Genomic DNA, 4,439 nt, shown 5'->3' with positions numbered 1-4,439 from the left:
CCAGCCGGGTGGCTTCGCCGGCGAACAGTTGTTGGCCGACGAGGCCGTCGTCGATGAGGTTGAAGGAGTATTTGAGCATGCGTTGGGCCTGGGGGGATTTGCCGAGGATCTCCCGGCCCCAGTGCAGGGCTTCGGCCTCGAGTTGGGCGTGGGGGTAGACGGCGTTGACCGCGCCCATGTGGTGCATCTGGTGGGCGGTGTAGGTGCGGCCGAGGAAGAAGATCTCGCGGGCGAACTTCTGGCCGACCTGGCGGGCGAGGTAGGCGGAGCCGTAGCCGCCGTCGAAGGAGCCGACGTCGGCGTCGGTTTGTTTGAACCGGGCGTGTTCGGCGGAGGCGAGGGTGAGGTCGGCGACGGCGTGCAGGGAGTGGCCGCCGCCGGCGGCCCAGCCGTTGACCACGGCGATGACGGGTTTGGGCATGAACCGGATCAGGCGTTGGCATTCGAGGATGTGCAGTCGTCCGGCGCGTCCGGCGTCGACGGTGTCGGCGGTGTCGCCGGTGGCGTACTGGTAGCCGGTGCGGCCGCGGATGCGTTGGTCGCCGCCGGAGCAGAACGCCCAGCCGCCGTCGCGTGGGGAGGGTCCGTTGCCGGTGAGCAGCACGCAGCCGACGTCGGCGGTGGTGCGGGCGTGTTCGAGGGCGGTGTGGAGCTCGTCGACGGTGTGTGGGCGGAAGGCGTTGCGGACCTCGGGGCGGTCGAAGGCGATCCGGACCACCCCGCAGTCCACCGCCCGGTGGTAGGTGATGTCGGTGAACGAGAACCCCGGCACGGCCGCCCAGGCCGCGGGATCGAAGGTCTCGGACACGAAGTCGGGTGCCGCGCTGGTCACGCTCACGAATCTAGTGCGCGCTCCCCCGCCCGCAGCCTGCGCACCTCGTTGTCGAACGCGGCGGCGATGTCGGGCGGGAGCGGCTTGTCGGCCGGGAGCGCCTCGACGATCTCGCCGGCGACCTCGCGCAGCTTGCGGTTGGCGCTCTGGGAGACGGCGATCAGCACCCGGAAGGCCTGCTCGTCGTCGCAGCGGTGCACCATCATGATCATGCCTTTGGCCTGTTCGATGGCGGGACGGCTGCGGAGTGCGGTCTCGAGCTGCTCGACGCGTTCGAGCAGCGCGGACTCTCGAGAGGCCTCGTCCGGGCGCGACGGATCGAGGTCGTCGGGCATGTCCACCTGTCCAGCGGGTCTCGGTCTACCGGGGACCGCGGGCCTCGCTGCTGGACCTGCGCCGGAGGACGTTATCAAGTGGGCGGCCGCGCCCCGGTGCGGACACCCCGGGAAGATTGGACGTCCACGCGGTGGCGTCTCCGCGTCCGCCGGGTGGCGCCGCGCGTCCCGATTGACCGGTGACGTGTCGCATGCCACTCTCGCCCCGGTGCAGGGTGGCACCGGATGAAGCAGCTCCCCGAGACCGCGAGCGTCAACGCGCAGGTCCTCGCCTCGCTCCGGGCCGCGGTGATCACCGGTGAGCTCGCGCCCGGCAGCCTGCACTCGGTGCAGAACCTCGCCACCCAGCTCGGGGTGTCCCGCACTCCCGTCCGCGAGGCGCTGATCAAGCTCGCCCAGCAGGGCATGGTGCGCTTCGAGCGCAACCGCGGTGTCCGCATCCTGCTGACCTCCCTGCACGACCTGGAGGAGGTCTTCGCGCTGCGGCTGCTGCTGGAGCCACCGGCGGTGCGGCGCGCGGTCATGCGGCTCGACGGGAACCAGAAGCGTGAGCTGCGCCGCATGTTCGCGCACATGGAGAAGGCCGCGAAGGCGGACGACGAGTTCACGATGTTCGAGCACGACCGGCGCTTCCACCGGGTCCTGCTCGAGGCCGCGGGCAACGCGCGCCTGGCCGCGTTCGTCGACGGGCTGCGCGACATGGTGCTGCGCCGCGGCGTGTCGACCGCCCGCGAGTCGCGCAGCCTCGACGACATCGTCGCCGAGCACCGGGCGATCCTCGACCTGATCGAGGCGGGCGACGCCGAGGGCGCGGCGAAGGCGATGCGCGAGCACGTCCGGCACACCGCCGAGCTGCTCATCGCGCAGGAGGCGGGCGCGGACCTGGGGCCGGGGCTCGCCGCCGTCGACATCGACCTGGACTGGACGGCGTCCGCCCGTGACCAGGACTGACCGATCGAGATATCGCCATGCGTTGACGAGTGGCATGCCACATGCCACGGTCTCCAGGGAATCGCGCGTGTGACGCGCGCGACCCTCCAGTGCCGAAGGGACCACGATGGCCACTGCGAACAAGCTCAGCGTCATCCCGTGCGGGGCGATGCACGCCGACCTCACGTTCCTGCTGCTCAAGCCCGGGGTGAGCATCCGTGCCCGCTCCGAGAAGGACTCCCAGATCACGTGGACGGAGGTCCCGACGCACTGCGTGCTCGTCGAGACCGACGAGGGCAAGCTGCTGTGGGACACCAGCTGTCCGAGCGACTGGGAGACCCGGTGGAAGCCCACCGGGCTGCAGGAGTTCTTCCCCTACGACCAGGTCGAGGACGACGAGTACCTCGACGCCCAGCTCAACAAGATGGGCGTCGGCCTCGACGAGATCGACTACGTGGTGCTCTCGCACCTGCACTTCGACCACGCCGGCAACGCGCAGATGTTCAAGAACACCGGCGCGAAGCTGCTGTGCTCGGACCGCGAGAAGGAGTTCGCCCTGAACTTCGAGGGCGACTTCAACGGCGCCCACCTCAAGGCGGACTACGAGGGCCTGAACTGGGAGACCGTGTCCGGTGACGTCGAGCTGCTGCCCGGCGTCAAGCTCATCCAGACCCCGGGCCACACCGTCGGCTGCATGTCCATGCAGGTCGACCTGCCCGACAGCGGCACCATGATCTTCACCTCGGACGCGGTGTACCGCGGCGAGAGCTACGGCCCGCCGTCGGCGCCCGCGGCGATCGTGAACAACCTGGAGCAGTGGTTCCAGAGCGTGGAGAAGCTGCGCGGCATCCAGGAGGAGACCAACGCGCAGATGATCTTCGGGCACGACCCGAACCAGATCAAGGAGCTGCGGAAGGCACCGGAAGGCTCGTACACGTGACCACGCCCGAACTGACCGAGGAGACGATCTTCACCTGGGGGGCTCCACCCCTGAAGTTCGGCGCCGGCGCGATCGACGAGGTCGGCTTCGAGCTGAGCCAGTACGGCGTGCGACGGGTGCTGATCGTCACGGACCCCGGGGTCAACGCCCTGGGTGCGCCGCAGCGGCTGGCCGACAACCTCAAGCGCTACGAGATCGAGTCCGAGGTGTTCGACGGCGTGCACGTCGAGCCGACGGACGACTCGATGAACAAGGCCACCGAGTACGCCCGGGCCCAGGGGCCGTGGGACGGGTTCGTGGCCGTCGGCGGCGGGTCGGCGATCGACACCGCCAAGGCGATCAACCTGCTGACCAGCCACCCCGGCGAGCTGATGGACTACATCAACAAGCCGATCGGCAACGCCAAGGTGCCGCCGGGTCAGCTCAAGCCGCTGATCGCGGTGCCGACGACGGCGGGCACGGGCTCGGAGTCCACCGCCATGTGCGTGCTGGACATCCTGTCGATGAAGGTCAAGACCGGGATCAGCCACTGGCGTCTGCGCCCGACCCTGGCCGTGATCGACCCCCTGCTCACCATGTCGCTCCCGCCCGAGGTCACGGCGTCGGCGGGGATGGACATCGTCTGCCACGCGCTGGAGAGCTACACGGCGCGGTACTACACGACGTTCGACCGCAAGAAGCCCGAGGAGCGGGTCACGTACTGCGGCTCGAACCCCGTGTCGGACCTGTGGTGCGAGAAGGCGATGAACCTCATCGCGCAGTCCTTCCGCACGGCCGTGCACCGCGGCACGGAGGACGTCGAGGCGCGGTCGAACATGATGATGGCGGCGACCTTCGCCGGCATGGGCTTCGGCAACTCCGGCGTGCACATCCCGCACGCCAACGCCTACCCGATCGCCGGCATGGTCAAGGACTACGTGCCCGCCGGCTACCCGCCGGACGAGCCGATGGTCCCGCACGGCCAGTCGGTGTCGCTCACCGCGCCGGAGGCCTTCCGGTTCTCCTTCGACAGCGCACCCGAGCGGCACCTGCGGGCGGCCGAGCTGATGGACCCGCGGGCCGACAAGGTCAACGACCCCAAGGAGCAGCTGCCGTCCGTCCTGGTGCGGCTGATGCAGGACATCGGCATCCCGAACGGGATCGGCGGGGTCGGCTACACCGAGTCGGACGTCCCCGACCTCGTGCCCGGCACGATGAAGCAGCAGCGCCTGCTCGCGACGTGCCCGCGGACCCCGAGCGAGGACGACATCGCCGACATCCTCACGAAGTCCATCGAGAACTGGTGAACACGCACCACCCCCGTTGAACGAGCGGCGGGGGGGGGGGGGGTTTGGGGGGGGGGGGGGCGCCCGCGGCGCCCGGTAGAAATTTAGATGGTTGGTGGGGGGAAGAATTTACCGGT

General features: G+C 69.5%; 5 protein-coding genes. 3 read left to right on the top strand and 2 right to left on the bottom strand.

The genetic code is table 11. The features are described 5' to 3' along the window. Nucleotides 1-832, bottom strand: an 832-nt coding sequence (locus AB0B41_RS38605) for a 1,4-dihydroxy-2-naphthoyl-CoA synthase (RefSeq protein WP_358211987.1), incomplete at its 3' end; no start/stop codon positions are given. 2 nt (nucleotides 833-834) lie between these two features. Further along, a complete protein-coding gene (locus tag AB0B41_RS38600) occupies nucleotides 835-1,167 on the bottom strand; it encodes an ANTAR domain-containing protein (protein ID WP_358211986.1) in 333 nt (110 codons plus the stop codon). A gap of 225 nt (nucleotides 1,168-1,392) precedes the next feature. On the opposite strand from AB0B41_RS38600, the gene AB0B41_RS38595 reads away from it, so the two are divergent. The 3 genes from AB0B41_RS38595 (at nucleotide 1,393) to AB0B41_RS38585 (ending at nucleotide 4,323) form a co-directional block, all read left to right on the top strand. Further along, on the top strand, nucleotides 1,393-2,118 hold the full coding sequence (locus AB0B41_RS38595; RefSeq protein WP_358211985.1) for a GntR family transcriptional regulator: 726 nt from the start codon (nucleotides 1,393-1,395) through the stop codon (nucleotides 2,116-2,118). A 106-nt stretch (nucleotides 2,119-2,224) separates the two neighbouring features. Then, nucleotides 2,225-3,037, top strand: coding sequence for an N-acyl homoserine lactonase family protein (locus AB0B41_RS38590; RefSeq protein ID WP_358211984.1), 813 nt, complete (start codon nucleotides 2,225-2,227; stop codon nucleotides 3,035-3,037). Further along, nucleotides 3,034-4,323 (top strand): hydroxyacid-oxoacid transhydrogenase, encoded by a 1,290-nt coding sequence (locus AB0B41_RS38585; protein WP_358211983.1) that lies wholly within the window; start codon nucleotides 3,034-3,036, stop codon nucleotides 4,321-4,323. Before AB0B41_RS38590 ends, AB0B41_RS38585 begins: the two co-directional genes overlap by 4 nt. Nucleotides 4,324-4,439: the final 116 nt, after the last annotated feature.

The sequence above is a fragment of the Pseudonocardia sp. NPDC049154 genome (assembly GCF_040648315.1).
In the GTDB taxonomy this organism is placed as follows: domain Bacteria; phylum Actinomycetota; class Actinomycetes; order Mycobacteriales; family Pseudonocardiaceae; genus Pseudonocardia.
Note: the sequence above shows the minus strand (reverse complement) of the source record. Positions and strands in the feature narration are given on the sequence as shown.

Excerpts from the sequence above, each read along its gene's own strand:
- AB0B41_RS38600 (WP_358211986.1), bottom strand. The coding sequence starts at position 1,167 with ATGCCCGACGACCTCGATCCGTCGCGCCCGGACGAGGCCTCTCGAGAG.
- AB0B41_RS38595 (WP_358211985.1), top strand. The coding sequence starts at position 1,393 with ATGAAGCAGCTCCCCGAGACCGCGAGCGTCAACGCGCAGGTCCTCGCC.
- AB0B41_RS38590 (WP_358211984.1), top strand. The coding sequence starts at position 2,225 with ATGGCCACTGCGAACAAGCTCAGCGTCATCCCGTGCGGGGCGATGCAC.